Below are 15,217 nucleotides of genomic sequence, written 5' to 3' on the forward strand. Positions count from 1 at the left end.
CGGGGCCGCCCACTCTCTCCTCTCTCTCCCCGGGCGGCCCCGCCCACCGATGTTCCTCCTGCGAACACAAGACTAGCCACAGGCCGGAGCCCGCGGGTTCCGGCCTTTTTTTGTTGCGCAAGGGCCACACGGTTTTCCCGTTTGTTGCGGGCGTTTCGTTGCAATTGTAAAAAATTCGCAATAGACCTTGGCGCATCGCGGCAACACGAATTGCCGCCGACAACAGGAGGAGGGAAATATGCTACGGAAAACCCGTTCCCAATTTCGCACGCGCGCTGCGTTCCTGACCGGTGCCGCAGGCATCGCGATGGCGTTCCCGGCCGCTGCGCAGGACGCCCAGACGCAGATCCGCACGGACTCGGTTTCGGATGCGCCGGCCATCATCGTGACCGGTACCCGCCAGTCCGACCGCTCGGCCGCAGACACCGTCGCGCCGGTCGATATCGTTTCCGCAGCCGAGCTGTCGAACAACGCCGACAGCGACATCGGCAACGTGCTTCGCGTTTCGGTTCCTTCCTTCAACGTCGGCACCCAGCCGATCTCCGACGCGGCGACGCTGGTGCGTCCGGCCAACCTTCGCGGCCTTTCACCCGACAACACCCTCGTCCTCGTCAACGGCAAGCGCCAGCATCGCGCCGCGGTCATCGCCTTCCTCGGTGGCGGCATCTCGGATGGTTCGCAGGGCCCCGACATCTCGGTCATCCCGTCGATCGCCATCAAGCAGCTCGAAGTGCTGCGCGACGGCGCATCCTCGCAATACGGTTCGGACGCCATCGCGGGCGTGCTGAATTTCATCCTCAAGGACAGCCCCGAAGGTGGCACCATCTCCGGCCAGTGGGGTGAAACCTACGAAGGCGACGGTGACACTTACACTATCGCTGCCAATGTCGGCGTTCCGCTCGGTTCGACCGGCTTCCTCAACCTGTCGGCCGAATATGGCGAACAGGACGCAACCGTGCGTTCGGTCCAGCGCGACGATGCCGCCGCACTGATCGCTGCCGGCAACACCGCCGTTGCCGACCCGGCCCAGATCTGGGGCCAGCCGAACGTCAACGACGACTTCAAGATCTTCGCCAACTTCGGCGTCGACCTGACCGATGCGATCGAACTCTACGCTTTCGGTAACTACGCCGAGCGTAACGTCGATGGCGGGTTCTTCTTCCGCAACCCGACCAATCGCGGCGGCGTCTATGCCGGTCCGACGGTCGATCCGGCCACTGGCCAGCCGCTCGACGCGGCATCGGGCGGCGTGCCCTCGGTCCTCGTGGGCGACCTTTCGAACACCACTGCAGGCGACTGCCCGGCGGGTATCCCGCTGACACAGGGCGGCCTGATCCCCGATCCGACGATCCTTGCCCAGGTCAGCGCAGATGCGAACTGCTTCAGCTTCGTCGAACTGTTCCCGGGCGGCTTCACCCCGCGCTTCGGCGGCGACATCGAGGACTACTCGATCGCAGCCGGTATCCGCGGGCAGATCCTCGGCGGGCTCGATTTCGACCTCAGCTATCGTCACGGGCGCAACAAGTCGTCCTTCACGATCCGCAACACGGTCAACGCCTCGCTTGGCCCGAACACGCCGACCGAATTCAACCCGGGCGGCTATTCGCAGACCGAGAACGTGATCAACCTCGACCTCGGTTATGAAATCCCGGTCGGCGGCGGCAGCGTCTATGTCGCGGCCGGTGCGGAATATCGCGACGAGGAATTCGGCATCACCGCCGGCGACGCGGCTTCGTTCGAACTGGGCCCGCTTGCCCAGCCGACCGCTGCCTACCCAACGGGCCAGGGTTTCTCGACCAGCTCCAACGGCTTCCCGGGCTTCGCCACCAATGCGGCGGGCACCAGCAAGGAAGACAACAAGGCGGCCTATATCGACATCGAAGCCGACCTTATCGACGCGCTGACCCTGCAGGGTGCGGTTCGTTACGAGGACACCAAGAGCTTCGGCGATACGCTGACCTGGAAGCTGGGCGGCCTGTTCAAGGTCTCGGACGAATGGCGCCTTCGCGGTACCTATTCGACCGGCTTCCACGTCCCGACCGCGGGCCAGGCGAACGTCATCAACGTGACCACCCAGTTCTCGAACGGCCAGCTGCAGGATGAAGGCACCTTCCCGCTCTTCAGCCCCGCGGGCCTGATCGCTTCGGACTACATCGCGGATACCGTCGCCAATGGCGGTCTCGGCCTCGACCGCCCGACCCTCGGGCCCGAAAAGGCCGACAGCTTCACGCTGGGTATCGCGGGTGACATGGGCGATTTCTCGGTCACGCTCGACTACTTCAACATCAAGCTGAAGGACCGCATCTCGCGTTCCTCGACGATCGATTTCCCGGCAGCGCTTTGCTACCTGGCCGATCGCGAGAACGTGGCCAACAATTGCACGGCAACCTTCACGCCGACCCCGGCCGAACTGCTCACGCAGCTCGACGCGGCAGGCGTGATCGACCGGAACGACTTCACCGGCTTTGAAGACCTGGTGGCCTTCACCTTCTTCAACAACGACTTCGACACCCGCACGCAGGGTCTCGACTTCGTTGCCAACGCCCGGTTCTATCCGATCGAGGGCGGCACCACGCGTGCCACGCTGGCAATCAACTACACCGAGACCGAAGTCACCGACGTTGGCCAGACCATCTCGGCGACCCGTGTCCGCCAGCTAGAAGAAGGCCTGCCCAAGTGGAAGGGCTTCCTCAACGTCACCCACGAACAGGGCCGTTTCCGCGGCTTCGTCCGGGCCAACTACTTCGGCAGCTACTACGAGGCCCACCTCGAAGACGAAACGCTGCCGATCGATGCCAATGCCGAGCTGACCTTCGATGCCGAACTGGCCTACGAAGCGTTCGATGGCCTCGAATTGGCAGTCGGCGCGCAGAACGTGTTCGACAATTACCCGATCGAGAACCCGTATTCGGGCATCGTCGGGGCCAAGTACGGGGAGCGTTCGCCGTTCGGCTTCAACGGCGGCAGCTACTACGTGCGCGCCCGCTTCCAGTGGTAAGCGCATAACAGTCTGGGGAGAGGAGAGGGGCGGCCGCGAGGTCGCCCCTTTTCAATTGGAGTTTGCCATGCTGACGATCCGGCTCGCTACGCTCGACGATATCGATGCGATCAGCAACCTCATGGCGCGTTCGATCGAGGAATTGCAGCAAGGCTACCTGACGCCCGAACAGGTGCAGGCTTCCAAGGCGGGCATGGGCCTCGACCGCGTGCTGATCGAGGACGGCACCTATTTCTGCGTCGAGGAGGGCGATGCGCTGGCCGGGTGCGGCGGCTGGTCGCGCCGGGCCACGCTATACGGCGGCAACCATTCGGCAGGCCGCGATCCGCGCCTGCTCGACCCGGCGACCGAACGCGCCCGGATCAGGGCGATGTACACCCATCCCGACCACACCCGCAAAGGCGTGGGTCGAATGATCCTCGAAGCGGGCGAGGCGGCCGCGCGCGCGGAAGGCTTCCGCGAGATCGAGATGGCCGCGACCATGGCGGGCAAGCCGTTTTACGAACGCTGCGGTTATGTCGTGGAGAGCGAGTGGTACGACACCAATGGCGCCGTACCCGTCCCGCTCGCCACGATGGCGAAGGCGCTCTAGACCTCGCGGATCAGGTACAGGCCAGCGGCTGCTGCCAGCGCGAACCATATCGTTAGGACGAGCAGCAGCCCGACCATGGAATTGGGCCGTTCCGCCAGCTTTCCCGCACGTTCGCGCAACTCTTCCATCAGCGGGGCGGGAATGAGCTTCAGCACGAGCCAGATGCCGATCGGGACGACCAGCAGGTCGTCGAGCAGGCCCAGCACCGGGATGAAGTCGGGGATCAGGTCGATCGGGCTCAGCGCGTAGGCGGCTACTCCTCCGGCGAGCAGCTTGGCGGCCAGCGGCGTGCGATGGTCGCGCGCCGCCAGCCACAGTGCGAGCGTGTCCCGCTTGAGCGCCTTCGCCCAGTCGCGCAGGCTAGGCAGCCAGCGCCGCCTTCACGAAATCGGCGCAGCGTTCGCCGATCATGATGCTCGGCGCATTGGTGTTGCCCGAGACGAGGCGCGGCATGATCGAGGCATCTGCGATCCACAGCCCGTCGATACCGCGCGCCTTGAGGGCCGGATCGACCACCGCTTCCTCGTCTGCGCCCATGCGGCAGGTGCCGACGGGATGGTAGACCGTGTCGGCGCGGTTGCGGATCAGCTCGTCCAACTGTGCATCGTCGTCGATATCGATCGGGTAGCGGTCGCGCGGCTCGAACGCCTGTAGCGAAGGTGATCCCGCGATGCGGTGCGACAGGCGCACGCCTTCGCGCAAGGTGGCCAGGTCGCGTTCTTCGCCCAGGAAATTGGGATCGATCACCGGCGCGTCGGCGGCATTGCGGCTGCCCAGCCTGACAGTCCCGCGGCTCTCGGGCCTGAGGATACAGGCATGGAGCGAGAAGCCGTGACCCTTCACCTTGGTGCGGCCGTGGTCTTCCAGCATGGCCGGCACGAAATGCCACTGGATGTCGGGCGCCGGTGCGTCGGGCATGACGGTCCAGAAGCCGCCTGCCTCGGCATAGGGCGAGGTCCACGGACCGGTCTTGTGACGGCGGTGTTCGATCAGCCCCTTGGCCATGCGGATCGTGCCCTTGAGGCTGTCGCCCAGCAGGTCCTGGTTGGGGCTTTCCCAGCTCGACACGTAATCGAGATGGTCCTGCAGGTCCGAGCCCACCGCAGCCTTGTCGAGCACAACGTCGATCCCGTGCTCTTTCAGATGCGCGGCCGGGCCGATGCCCGACAGCATCAGGATCTGCGGCGAATTGAATGCGCCGGCGCTCAGCACCACGCCGCCGCGGGCCTTCACGGTGCGGCTGCGTTTGCCGACCGAATAGGTCACGCCGGTGACGCGCCCGTTCTCGAGCTCCAGCTTCTGGACGGTCACGCCGATGCGCACGTCGAGGTTCCTGCTGTTGCGCAGCGGCTCGACATAGGCGCGCGCTGCGGACCAGCGCTCCCCGTCCTTCTGCGTGACCTGGTAAAGGCCGAAGCCTTCCTGCTTCTCGCCGTTGAAGTCGGCATTGCGCGGAAGCTGCAGTTCGCTCGCTGCCTCGATGAAAGCGAGGCTGCCGGGATTGGGGGTCTTCTGGTCCGACACGAACAGCGGCCCGTCGGCACCATGATAGACATTCTCGCCGCGTTCGTTCTGCTCGGCGCGTTTGAAATAGGGCAGCACGTCGTCATAGGCCCAGCCGGTGCAGCCGAGGCTCGCCCAATTGTCGTAATCCCAGCGGTGGCCGCGGATGTAGACCATGGCATTGATGGCAGAGGATCCGCCAAGCCCCTTGCCGCGCGGCTGGTAGCCGATGCGGCCGTTGAGGCCCTTCTGGGGGACGGTCTCGAAGCGGTAATTGATCTTGTCGGTGCTGAAGGCGAGCATGCCCGGGATAGTCACCCTGAAGCCGTCGTTCCGCCCGCCAGCCTCGAGCAGGCACACGCTCTTGCCTGCTTCTGCAAGGCGGCCTGCAACCGCGCTCCCGCCGCTGCCGCCACCGACAACCACTAAGTCGAATTCGTCCATGGGTACTCCTCTCGATTCGAGAGGTTAGGCAGGCTCGGCCTCGCCCGCAATCGGGTTTTCGGTTGAAACCGATTTTGTCTGCTCGCCCTGCCGCTCCTGCCAGCGCTGACGGATCATGTCGGAGGTTTCGCGGCTCCCGTCATGGGTCCAGCCGGGTTCGCGAAGCAGGTAGCCGAGCTTGCTGCCCCAGGGCGCGCGCCACATGTCCTGCACGATGCCGATCCATTCGTGGAACACGGCCCACAGCAGGTTGAAGCTGCCGAGCTGCTTGACGATGCCGTAGCGGATTTTCTCATTGTCCACTTCCGCTTCGAACGTGCCGAACATCCTGTCCCAGACGATGAAGACGCCGGCATAATTGCGGTCGAGATAGCGCGGGTTGGTGGCGTGGTGGACACGGTGGTGGCTGGGCGTGTTCATCACCGCCTCGAACCAGCGCGGCATCCGCCCGATCGCCTCGGTGTGGATCCAGAACTGGTAGATCAGGTTGAAGCCGGCGCAGATGGCGATCATCCCGGGATGGAAGCCGATAAGCACTAGCGGCAGCTTGAACGCAAAGCCCAGCGTCAGGAAGCCGGTCCACGTCTGTCGCAGTGCGGTGCTGAGGTTGTAGTGCTGGCTCGAATGGTGGTTCACATGGCTCGCCCAGAACCAGCGCACCCGGTGGCCGAACCGGTGCACCCAGTAATAGGCGAGGTCGTCGAGCACGAAGCACAGGGCAAAGGCCCACCAGCTCCAGGGCACGTCGAACAGGCGGAACTGCCACGCCCACAGGAACAGCGCGAGGAAGGCGCCGCCGAACAGCAGGCCGGAAACCGTGCTGCCGAGGCCGAAAGCGAGGCTGGTCAGCGTGTCTTTCGGTTCATAGGCGCGCGGGTTGCGGCGGCGGGCCCAGATCATCTCGATCAGGACGAGGGCCACGAAACCGGGTACGGCAAGTTCGGTGGGAGAGAAATCGGGCATGGCGGATCAGCCTTCTATCGCCTTGATCGCCTGCATCCAAGCATCCGCATCATCGACGCGCAGCCGCGCAGCGCCATAGCGCTTTTCTGCCGTGTCGATCACCAGCGCATCGCCTTCGAGGCGGGCCCTGGCGGCGGCTGTGAGGACGCGGCCCGCAAAATGCGTGCCGTGCGGTCGCAGCAGGAGGACGCGGCCCTGTGCATCGCGCAGTAGCGCGCCGCGACCATCGGCATCGAGCGCGAGAGCGACGGTACCGAAGCCGCTGACCGCTTCCTCCGCCGCTTCCAAGGCCTCTTCGCGCGACTTGAGCGTCCGCTCGGGGCCGAGCTTCATCGCCCGTGCAATCGCGGCCAGCGCGAGGATGGCGACGAGCGAGCCGAGAAACTGGAGCAGGGCAGGAGGCAAATCCATGGGAAGCACGGATTGGCATGACGCCAAGTTTGCGGCAAGCAGCAAGCCGAGGAAAGGATGCCCATGAACAGAATCGCTCTCATTGCAGCCGCCAGCGCCATGCTTGCCGCTCCGCTCGCCGCCCAGACCGCCGACCCGCTTGCCGAAGTGGACGCGCAGGGCGATCGTACCGCCCGTGTCGCCCAGCAGATCTGGGACTGGTCGGAACTCGGCTATCTCGAAGCGCGCTCGAGCGGGTTGCTGCAGGACGAGCTGCTGAGCGAAGGTTTCAAGGTCGAGGCGGGCGTTGCCGACATCCCCACCGCCTTCATGGCCGAATGGGGCAAGGGCGGTCCGGTCATCGCCATCCTGGCCGAATATGACGCGCTGCCGGGCATCAGCCAGACCTCTGCGCCAACGCGAGAGCTGTCGGAGCTGGGCGCCGGCCATGCTTGCGGGCACAATCTGTTCGGGGCGGGCTCGCTGACGGCGGCGATCGCGGTCAAGCGCTGGCTGGAGAGAACCGGCACGCCCGGTCGCATCCGGCTGTACGGCACGCCTGCCGAAGAAGGCGGCTCGGGCAAGGTCTATATGACCCGCGCCGGACTGTTCGAGGATGTCGACATCGCGCTGCACTGGCACGCCGACGACGAGAACAGCGCGGCTGCCCGCACCAGCCTTGCCAACCGCTCGGCCAAGTTCCGCTTCCGCGGCGTCTCTGCCCACGCGGCCGGCGCGCCCGAACGCGGGCGCAGCGCGCTCGACGGGGTCGAGGCGATGAACATGATGGTCAACATGATGCGCGAGCACACCAGCATGGACACGCGCATCCACTACGTCATCACGGAAGGCGGCGCGGCCCCGAACGTGATCCCCGATTTCGCGGAAGTGTTCTATTACGTCCGCCATTCCGATGCCGAGGAGGTACGCGCCCTGTGGACCCGCCTCGAAGCCGCTGCGAAGGGCGCGGCGATGGGGACGGGCACCGATGTCGACTGGGAAATCATCCACGGCAACAACCCGCTGCTGGTGAACGAGACGCTCGCGCGGGTCATGGACGCGAAGCTGCGCAGCCTCGGCGGTATCGAGTATACGGCTGAAGAGCGGTCGTGGGCGGAGAAGATTTCGGCCAGCTTCGGCGACAATGCCAAGCCGCTCGAGGAAGCGGCCAAAGTCCAGCCCTACGAAAAGACGCTGGGCTATGGCTCGACCGACGTGGGCGACGTGTCCTGGGCCACGCCCACGGTCGGAGTGCGTACGGCGACCTGGGTCCCGGGCACCAGCGCGCATAGCTGGCAGGCGGTCGCTGCAAGCGGCCACTCGATCGGGCACAAGGGGGCGGAACTTGCCGCAAAGGCGCTCACGCTGATGGCTGCGGAACTCTACACCAATCCGCAGCTGCGCGAGGCCGCGCGGGCCGAATTCGTCGAATCGCGGGGCGAGGATTACGAATATGTCTCGCTCGTGGGCGACCGCGCCCCGCCGCTCGACTATCGCAAGTAATCAGCCCCGCGCGCGGGCGGCCAGCGCCTCGATCGTCGGGCCGAGCGGCGTGACGTCGTAACCGGCCCCCATGGCAAGAGCTGCGATCTCCGACGGATCGCGGCCCGCAGCAGCCTGGGCGAGCGACCAAAGAAAGGTCGAACGCGTGCCCGACCGGCAGAAGCCGAGGATCGGGCCGTCATTTCCGTCGAGCGCGGCTTGCAGTGCCTCGACCTCGGCCGGACCGAAGCCGCCGGGTGTGATCGGTATGGCGAGATAGCCGATGCCTGCCTCAGCAGCGGCAGTCTCGATTGCGGCGCCATCGGGCTGGCCGGGTTCTTCGCCTTCGGGGCGATTGTTGACGATCAGCGTGATGCCGAGTGCTTTCGCGGCGGCGACGTCGCCCGGCTGGATCTGCGGGCTGGCGTAGAAGCTATCGGTGACCTTGCGAAAATCGCTCATGCCGCGCCCCCTTCGCTGGCGGCCGCCGCAAGCCGCGTGCGGCGTCGGCGCTGGACGATGTTGAGGATTTCGACACCGACCGAGAAGCCCATCGCGGCGTAGATGTAGCCCTTGGGCACGTGGAAGCCGAAGCCGTCGGCGATCAGCACAAGGCCGATCATCACGAGGAAGGCCAGCGCCAGCATCACCAATGTCGGGTTTTTCTCGATGAAGCGTGCGAGCGGGTCGGCGGCGACCATCATGATGCCGACGGTGATGACCACGGCCGTGACCATGATCGGGATGTCGTCGGTCATGCCGACTGCAGTCAGGATCGAATCGACCGAGAAGACGAGGTCGATGGCCACGATCTGCGCGATCACCGCGCCGAATGTCGCCTTCACGGCAGCACCGGTCCCCGGCGTCTTGTCGAGCAGGTCGCCGGAATCGTCTTCCGGCTCCATCGAGTGGTGGATTTCCTTGGTGGCCTTCCAGAGCAGGAAGAAGCCGCCCGCCAGCAGGATCAGGTCACGGCCCGAAAACGCCGTTTCGAAACTCGGCTCGCCGTAGTCGTTGGGCGTGCCCACGATACCGAGGTCGAACAGCGGCGTCTGCAGCGTGACCAGCCAGCCGATCAGCATGAGGAGGCCGATGCGCATGATCAGCGCCAGCGCCAGGCCGATCCTTCGGGCCCGCTGCTGCTGGTGTTCGGGCAGCTTGTTCGACAGGATCGCGATGAAGATGAGGTTGTCGACCCCGAGGACGACTTCGAGCGCGATCAGCGTGAGCAGGGCGAGCCAGGCAGACGGATCGCTCAACAGGGCTATGATATCCATTCGGGCCCGATGGCGAAGGAACGGGTCCGATGCAAGCGAAACGCTGCTGCAATGCGCCATGCGGAAATGTCACAATCGTGCGTGACAAGGGCCTCAAATGCTAAAACATTCGCGTGTCGCGATCTTTCGCGCTATGCGTAGGGTCATGAGGGGTAGGTCTCGCGCGTTTTCGCACGTGCCCGCCCGCGCTCGGCACGTCTTTCAGCCCTCGTGCCGGCGCACTGACTACCGGGCTGAGCACAAGGTATTTCGAGGGTTATGGGTTACGACAGAGGGCGGCGCCGCGGACGGGACAAGCGGGACGGTTTCGGTGAAGACAATTACGATCCGTTCGGTGGCCCCCCGGGTGGCTTCGAACAGCAGGGCGGCGGCTTCGGCGGCGGCGACCGATTCGGTGGCGACCGTGACCGCGGCGGCTACGGCGGCGGTGACCGCGGTGGTTTCGGCGGCGGTGACCGTGGCGGCTTCGGCGGCGGCAACCGTGGCGGCGGCGGCTTCGGCGGCGGCCCGCGCGGCGGCGGTGGCGGTGGCGGCGGCAATCGCATGCCCGCCCAGGTCGTCGGTACCGGCAAGGGTACGGTGAAGTTCTTCAACGCACAGAAGGGCTTCGGCTTCATCCAGCAGGAAACCGGCGGCGAAGACATTTTCGTCCACATCAGTGCTGTCGAACGTGCAGGCCTCGAAGGCCTTGCCGAAGGCCAGGAACTGGAATTCAACCTGGTGGATCGCGGCGGCAAGGTGTCGGCGCAGGATCTCCAGGTCGTTGGTGACGTCATCGAAGTCGAGCAGCGCAGCGCCGCACCGCGCCGCGAGCTGACCGGCGAAAAGGCGACGGGCACTGTCAAGTTCTTCAATTCGATGAAGGGCTTCGGCTTCCTGACCCGCGACGATGGCCAGCCGGATGCATTCGTGCACATCAGCGCGGTCGAGCGTTCGGGCCTGTCCGCCATCAACGAGGGCGAACGCTACGAGTTCGATCTCGAGGTCGACCGACGCGGCAAGTACTCGGCGGTCAATCTCGTCCCGGCGGAATAATTCCGCCGGAATCCTCCCGCCCGGTTTGACCCGCGGCGAGCGAGGCAATAGATCGTCGATCAACACGCAGATGGCGGTTCCCTGATGGGGCCGCCATTTGTCGTTTCAATTTCGTGAGTGCCGGAGGCCCCATGTCGATTACCCCGTTGATGCCCGTCTATCCCCGTTGCGGCGTGCGCCCCGTTGAAGGCGACCATTGCCACCTGATCGACGAGGACGGCACCCGCTACCTCGACTTCGCCAGCGGCATCGCGGTAAATCTGCTCGGCCACAGCCATGCCGGCCTGATCGGCGCCATCCAGCGCCAGGCCGAAAAGCTGATGCACGTCTCCAACCTTTACGGCAGCCCGCAGGGCGAAGCGCTGGCCCAGCGCCTGGTCGACGCCACCTTCGCGGACACCGTGTTCTTCACCAATTCGGGCGCGGAAGCGGTCGAGGCCGCGATCAAGACCGCGCGCGCCTATCACCAGCACGAAAACGGCAATTCCGACCGCTTCGAACTGATCACCTTCTCCAACGCCTTCCACGGCCGCACGATGGCGACCATCAGCGCGTCCAACCAGGAGAAGATGCACAAGGGGTTCTACCCCATGCTGGCCGGCTTCAAATATGCCGAGTTCGACGATCTCGACAGCGCCAAGGCGCTGATGAGCGACAAGACCGCCGGTTTCCTCGTCGAACCGATCCAGGGCGAAGGCGGCATCCGCCCCGCCTCGGACGAGTTCATGCAGGGCCTGCGCGCGCTGTGCGACGAGCACGACCTGATGCTGGTCCTCGACGAGGTGCAGTGCGGCGTCGCCCGCACCGGCAAGCTCTACGGCTACGAACATTACGGCATCGAGCCCGACATCATGGCGACCGCCAAGGGCATCGGTGGCGGCTTCCCGCTGGGCGCCTGCCTCGCAACCGAGAAGGCTGCGCGCGGCATGGGCTTCGGCACGCATGGTTCGACCTATGGCGGCAACCCGCTTGCGATGGCTGCCGGCATGGCGGTCATGGATGCCGTCGCGAATGACGAATTCCTTGCCGAAGTCACCGAAAAGGGCGAACGCCTGCGCGCCCGTCTCGAACAGTTCATCGGCAATTATCCCGACCTGTTCGAGCTCGTGCGCGGCAAGGGCCTGATGCTCGGCCTCAAGATGAAGGTGGAAAGCCGTCCCTTCTTCGTCCACCTGCGCGACAACCACCAGCTGCTGACGGTGGCAGCGGGCGACAACACGCTGCGCGTCCTGCCCCCGCTGGTGGCAGGCGATGCGGAATTCGACGAATTCATCGAGAAGCTTTCCGCAGGCGCGGCGAGCTTCGAGCCGGAAGACGCCTGATGGCAGGCGGCAGCGCACTCGACCTGGGGCCGGCAGTGAGGAATTTCCTCGACCTGTCGGACGCGGGCGGGGATGCGATTGCCGCTATGCTTGCTGACGCGCAGGACCGCAAGGCGGCGCGGGCGGGCTGGCCCAAGGGCAAGCCCGACGCTGACGCGCCGCTCGCGGGCCATGTCCTCGGCATGATCTTCGAGAAGAGCTCGACCCGCACGCGGGTCAGCTTCGATATCGCTATGCGCCAGCTCGGCGGATCGGCGCTGATCCTCGATTCCGGCACCAGCCAGTTGGGTCGCGGCGAAAGCATCGCCGATACTGCCCGGGTGCTCAGCCGGATGGTCGATGCGATCATGATCCGCACCGATGATCACGCCAAGGCCGAGGAACTGGCGCACTATGCCCACGTGCCAGTGATCAACGGGCTGACCGACCGGTCGCATCCCTGCCAGATCGTCGCCGACCTGCTGACCATGGTGGAACACGGCAAGGCACTGCCGGGGCTGGAGCTCGCATGGCTGGGCGATGGCAACAACGTGCTGCATTCGATCCTGGAAGCGGCCGGTATCTTCAAGTTCAACGTGCGCGTAGGCACGCCGCAGGGCTACGAGCCGGAAGCCGAGTTCGTGGAGATGGCGCGCGCAGGCGGTGCCAATGTCCTGCTGACGAAGGAGGCGCAAGAAGCTGCGCGGGGCGCCGATATCATCGTCACCGATACCTGGGTATCGATGGGCCAGCAGCACGCGCACAACAAGCTGGCGGCGATGGCGCCGTTCCAGGTCGACAAGCGCCTGATGGAACTCGCCGCGCAGGATGCGAAATTTCTCCACTGCTTGCCTGCGCATATCGGCGAGGAAGTCACCGAGGACGTCTTCGAAAGCCCGCAATCGGTCGTCTTCGACGAGGCCGAGAACCGGATCCACGCACAGAAATCCGTCCTGCTGTGGTGCTTCGGCCTGCTCGCCGCAGGTGACTGACCCCTGTTAATCGGGGCATGCCGCCCCATATGGCGCCCATGACGCAGATTCCCGCTTCACCCGAAGAGACCTTCGCCGGTCGCACGCTCGCTTTCGCCATCCCCTCGCGCAATGCGCGCGGCAGGGTCGTGCGCCTTGATCGTACGCTCGACGAAATCCTCGGTGCGCACGACTATCCTGCCCCCGTCACCCATTTGCTGGCCGAAGCGCTGGTGCTGGCAACGCTGATCGGCGGACTGCTCAAGGACGATGCTTCGCAAGTGACGATGCAGGCGCAGACCGAGGCCGGCGCGGTCCGGCTGCTGGTCTGCGACTACAAGGCGGGCGCGCTTCGCGGCTATGTCGACTTCGACGAGGCGAAGCTGGCGGAACTGGGCGCTAACCCGTCGCTCTTCGCCCTGTTCGGCAAGGGCTATCTCGCGATCACCTTCGACATGGCCGACGGGCGCGGCCGGTACCAGGGCATCGTTCCGCTCGAGGGCGATTCGCTGGCCGATGCCTGCCAGAGCTATTTCTTCCAGTCCGAGCAGGTGCCGACGCTGATCCGCACGGCCGTCAGGTCGGGCAAGGACGGCAGTCTAGCTGCAGGTATGCTCCTGCAGCACCTGCCCGACGGCGAGGAAGGGCGCGAGCGCCTGCACGCGCGGCTCGACCATCCGGAATGGGAGCATGTGGCTGTCATGGGCGGCTCGCTCCGCCATGACGAACTGCTCGACGAGACGCTTTCGCTCGAGGCGATCGTCTGGCGCCTGTTCCATGAAGAAGACGAAGTACGCATCATCGCGGGACACGAAGTAACCCGCGGTTGTCGCTGCTCGAAAGAGCATTACGAAATGGTACTTGCGAAGTTTCCCGAAGCGGACCGCGCCGAAATGCGCGACGATGCCGGGATCATCATGGTCGACTGCGCATTCTGTTCGCGCAAGTTCCCGATCGAGGCGTAAATCCTGCCTGTCGAGGCGGAACCGACAACCGAATGTCGCTGTTCTACAACTGTTCAGCGCGAATTGTTCATAGACTGATGCTAGCGAATCGGCTCGCTAGCACGATGACGAGGTGGATCATGGGACCTTTCAAGGCCCGTAAACGCATGGCTGTCCTGGGCGCGATTGTCGCCCTGCCGGCGCTTGGCCTGGCTGCACCTTCGCTGGCGCAGGCCTCGCTCGCCATGCTCGCCTCGCTCGATAGCGGTGCATGGGAAGTGCGTTTCCGCGACGGCAGTCCCAGCCGCAAGCTGTGCGTGCGCAGCGGGCGCGAGTTCATCCAGCTCCGCCATACGGAGAGCGGGTGCAACCGCTTCGTCGTCGAAGATGGCAAGGACGAGGTGACGGTCCAGTATACTTGTCCTGGCAATGGCTACGGACGCACGAACATCCGCAAGGAAGGGTCCGGCCTGGTCCAGATCGACAGCCAGGGGATTGTCGACGGTCGCCCGTTCCAGTTCTCGGCCGAAGCCCGTCGGACCGACACCTGCAAGTGAGCATTGCCGAGGCGGCGGCTCTCCGTTAGCTGCCCCTCTCATGCCTGCAACTGACACCCAGCCGAAACCTGTGGCCGTCCTGCTCCTGTCGGGTGGCCTCGATTCCATGGTCACGGCCGCGCTGGCCCAGGAGGCCGGCTTTGCCGTCCATGCACTCACCATCGATTATGGCCAAAGGCACAGCCGCGAACTTGAATCGGCCCGGGCTATTGCCGAGCGTCTCGGCGTAGAGCGTCATGTTGAACTGCCCCTCGATCTCAGGAAGTTCGGCGGGTCGGCCCTGACCGACGAAATCGATGTGCCGAAAACCGGTGTCGGTGACGACATTCCCGTCACTTATGTCCCCGCGCGCAATCTCGTCTTCCTGGCGTTGACGACGGCGTTTGCGGAAAGCGTCGGCTCGAGCGACATCTTCATCGGCGTCAATGCCCTGGATTACTCGGGCTATCCCGATTGCCGCCCCGAATTCATTGCCAGCTTTGCCGAAACGGCACGGCTCGGCACCAAGCAGGGCGTCGAGGGCAAGCCCTTCAACATCCACGCTCCGCTCCAGCATATGACCAAGGCGGACATTGCGCGCGAATGCTACCGCCTCGGTCTCGATCCGTCCTGGAGCTGGTCATGCTACGACCCAAGCCCCGACGGACAGGCGTGCGGAGCATGCGACTCGTGCCGCCTGCGCCGAAAGGGCTTTGCCGAGGCGGGTCTTGTCGATACGACCGCTTACAGGGCCGATGCGCCGGAATTGAGGGAGTGAGAG

General features: G+C 65.0%; 15 protein-coding genes. 9 read left to right on the forward strand and 6 right to left on the reverse strand.

Annotated elements, in window-relative coordinates; all coding sequences use genetic code 11:
- Positions 1–238 precede the first annotated feature (238 nt).
- Together GRI42_RS12115 and GRI42_RS12120 are read left to right on the forward strand one after the other, a co-directional pair.
- Complete coding sequence (locus GRI42_RS12115; protein WP_160608733.1) at positions 239–2,998, forward strand: TonB-dependent receptor plug domain-containing protein; 2,760 nt, start codon at positions 239–241, stop codon at positions 2,996–2,998.
- A gap of 67 nt (positions 2,999–3,065) precedes the next feature.
- Positions 3,066–3,590 carry a GNAT family N-acetyltransferase gene (locus GRI42_RS12120; RefSeq protein WP_160608734.1) on the forward strand — a complete coding sequence of 175 codons (525 nt, stop codon included), beginning with the start codon at positions 3,066–3,068 and terminating at the stop codon, positions 3,588–3,590.
- Here GRI42_RS12120 and GRI42_RS12125 read toward each other — a convergent pair.
- From GRI42_RS12125 to GRI42_RS12140, 4 genes are read right to left on the reverse strand one after another with little or no spacing between them, the layout of a single operon-like run.
- Positions 3,587–3,958: a YkvA family protein gene (locus GRI42_RS12125; RefSeq protein WP_160609207.1), complete on the reverse strand. Its 372-nt coding sequence runs from the start codon at positions 3,956–3,958 to the stop codon at positions 3,587–3,589. The genes GRI42_RS12120 and GRI42_RS12125 overlap by 4 nt on opposite strands.
- The gene (locus GRI42_RS12130) at positions 3,951–5,537 is read right to left on the reverse strand and encodes a GMC family oxidoreductase (RefSeq protein WP_160608735.1); all 1,587 of its coding nucleotides are present in this window, start codon (positions 5,535–5,537) and stop codon (positions 3,951–3,953) included. The genes GRI42_RS12125 and GRI42_RS12130 overlap by 8 nt, the downstream gene beginning before the upstream one ends.
- Before the next feature lie 24 nt (positions 5,538–5,561).
- Positions 5,562–6,500 carry a sterol desaturase family protein gene (locus tag GRI42_RS12135; protein ID WP_160608736.1) on the reverse strand — a complete coding sequence of 313 codons (939 nt, stop codon included), beginning with the start codon at positions 6,498–6,500 and terminating at the stop codon, positions 5,562–5,564.
- 6 nt (positions 6,501–6,506) lie between these two features.
- Positions 6,507–6,911 carry a hypothetical protein gene (locus tag GRI42_RS12140; RefSeq protein WP_234033944.1) on the reverse strand — a complete coding sequence of 135 codons (405 nt, stop codon included), beginning with the start codon at positions 6,909–6,911 and terminating at the stop codon, positions 6,507–6,509.
- Positions 6,912–6,974: 63 nt separating this feature from the next.
- Here GRI42_RS12140 and GRI42_RS12145 point away from each other — a divergent pair, with 63 nt between their 5' ends.
- Positions 6,975–8,393: an amidohydrolase gene (locus GRI42_RS12145; protein ID WP_160608737.1), complete on the forward strand. Its 1,419-nt coding sequence runs from the start codon at positions 6,975–6,977 to the stop codon at positions 8,391–8,393.
- On the opposite strand, the gene GRI42_RS12150 is transcribed toward GRI42_RS12145, so the two are convergent.
- Together GRI42_RS12150 and GRI42_RS12155 are read right to left on the reverse strand one after the other, a co-directional pair.
- Positions 8,394–8,834 carry a TIGR01244 family sulfur transferase gene (locus tag GRI42_RS12150; protein WP_160608738.1) on the reverse strand — a complete coding sequence of 147 codons (441 nt, stop codon included), beginning with the start codon at positions 8,832–8,834 and terminating at the stop codon, positions 8,394–8,396.
- On the reverse strand, positions 8,831–9,649 hold the full coding sequence (locus tag GRI42_RS12155) for a TerC family protein (RefSeq protein WP_160608739.1): 819 nt from the start codon (positions 9,647–9,649) through the stop codon (positions 8,831–8,833). Before GRI42_RS12155 ends, GRI42_RS12150 begins: the two co-directional genes overlap by 4 nt.
- A gap of 258 nt (positions 9,650–9,907) precedes the next feature.
- Here GRI42_RS12155 and GRI42_RS14175 point away from each other — a divergent pair, with 258 nt between their 5' ends.
- The 6 genes from GRI42_RS14175 (at position 9,908) to queC (ending at position 15,214) form a co-directional block, all read left to right on the forward strand.
- Positions 9,908–10,684, forward strand: a complete 777-nt coding sequence (locus GRI42_RS14175; RefSeq protein ID WP_160608740.1) for a cold-shock protein — start codon at positions 9,908–9,910, stop codon at positions 10,682–10,684.
- Positions 10,685–10,815: 131 nt separating this feature from the next.
- Positions 10,816–12,006: an aspartate aminotransferase family protein gene (locus GRI42_RS12165; protein WP_160608741.1), complete on the forward strand. Its 1,191-nt coding sequence runs from the start codon at positions 10,816–10,818 to the stop codon at positions 12,004–12,006.
- A complete protein-coding gene (argF, locus tag GRI42_RS12170; RefSeq protein WP_160608742.1) occupies positions 12,006–12,977 on the forward strand; it encodes an ornithine carbamoyltransferase in 972 nt (323 codons plus the stop codon). The genes GRI42_RS12165 and argF overlap by 1 nt, the downstream gene beginning before the upstream one ends.
- Positions 12,978–13,015: 38 nt before the next feature.
- Positions 13,016–13,921, forward strand: coding sequence for an Hsp33 family molecular chaperone HslO (gene hslO / locus GRI42_RS12175; protein WP_160608743.1), 906 nt, complete (start codon positions 13,016–13,018; stop codon positions 13,919–13,921).
- Positions 13,922–14,025: 104 nt separating this feature from the next.
- On the forward strand, positions 14,026–14,457 hold the full coding sequence (locus GRI42_RS12180; RefSeq protein WP_234033945.1) for a hypothetical protein: 432 nt from the start codon (positions 14,026–14,028) through the stop codon (positions 14,455–14,457).
- Positions 14,458–14,497: 40 nt separating this feature from the next.
- Entirely contained in the window at positions 14,498–15,214 is a 717-nt protein-coding gene (queC, locus tag GRI42_RS12185; RefSeq protein ID WP_160608745.1) for a 7-cyano-7-deazaguanine synthase QueC, read from the forward strand.
- Positions 15,215–15,217: the final 3 nt, after the last annotated feature.

The organism is Qipengyuania gaetbuli (assembly GCF_009827315.1).
Classification (GTDB): Bacteria; Pseudomonadota; Alphaproteobacteria; order Sphingomonadales; family Sphingomonadaceae; genus Qipengyuania; species Qipengyuania gaetbuli.

Coding starts and splice junctions, on each gene's coding strand:
- GRI42_RS12115 (WP_160608733.1), top strand. CDS start 239: ATGCTACGGAAAACCCGTTCCCAATTTCGCACGCGCGCTGCGTTCCTG.
- GRI42_RS12120 (WP_160608734.1), top strand. CDS start 3,066: ATGCTGACGATCCGGCTCGCTACGCTCGACGATATCGATGCGATCAGC.
- GRI42_RS12130 (WP_160608735.1), bottom strand. CDS start 5,537: ATGGACGAATTCGACTTAGTGGTTGTCGGTGGCGGCAGCGGCGGGAGC.
- GRI42_RS12135 (WP_160608736.1), bottom strand. CDS start 6,500: ATGCCCGATTTCTCTCCCACCGAACTTGCCGTACCCGGTTTCGTGGCC.
- GRI42_RS12140 (WP_234033944.1), bottom strand. CDS start 6,911: ATGGATTTGCCTCCTGCCCTGCTCCAGTTTCTCGGCTCGCTCGTCGCC.
- GRI42_RS12145 (WP_160608737.1), top strand. CDS start 6,975: ATGAACAGAATCGCTCTCATTGCAGCCGCCAGCGCCATGCTTGCCGCT.
- GRI42_RS12150 (WP_160608738.1), bottom strand. CDS start 8,834: ATGAGCGATTTTCGCAAGGTCACCGATAGCTTCTACGCCAGCCCGCAG.
- GRI42_RS12155 (WP_160608739.1), bottom strand. CDS start 9,649: ATGGATATCATAGCCCTGTTGAGCGATCCGTCTGCCTGGCTCGCCCTG.
- GRI42_RS14175 (WP_160608740.1), top strand. CDS start 9,908: ATGGGTTACGACAGAGGGCGGCGCCGCGGACGGGACAAGCGGGACGGT.
- GRI42_RS12165 (WP_160608741.1), top strand. CDS start 10,816: ATGTCGATTACCCCGTTGATGCCCGTCTATCCCCGTTGCGGCGTGCGC.
- argF (WP_160608742.1), top strand. CDS start 12,006: ATGGCAGGCGGCAGCGCACTCGACCTGGGGCCGGCAGTGAGGAATTTC.
- hslO (WP_160608743.1), top strand. CDS start 13,016: ATGACGCAGATTCCCGCTTCACCCGAAGAGACCTTCGCCGGTCGCACG.
- GRI42_RS12180 (WP_234033945.1), top strand. CDS start 14,026: ATGACGAGGTGGATCATGGGACCTTTCAAGGCCCGTAAACGCATGGCT.
- queC (WP_160608745.1), top strand. CDS start 14,498: ATGCCTGCAACTGACACCCAGCCGAAACCTGTGGCCGTCCTGCTCCTG.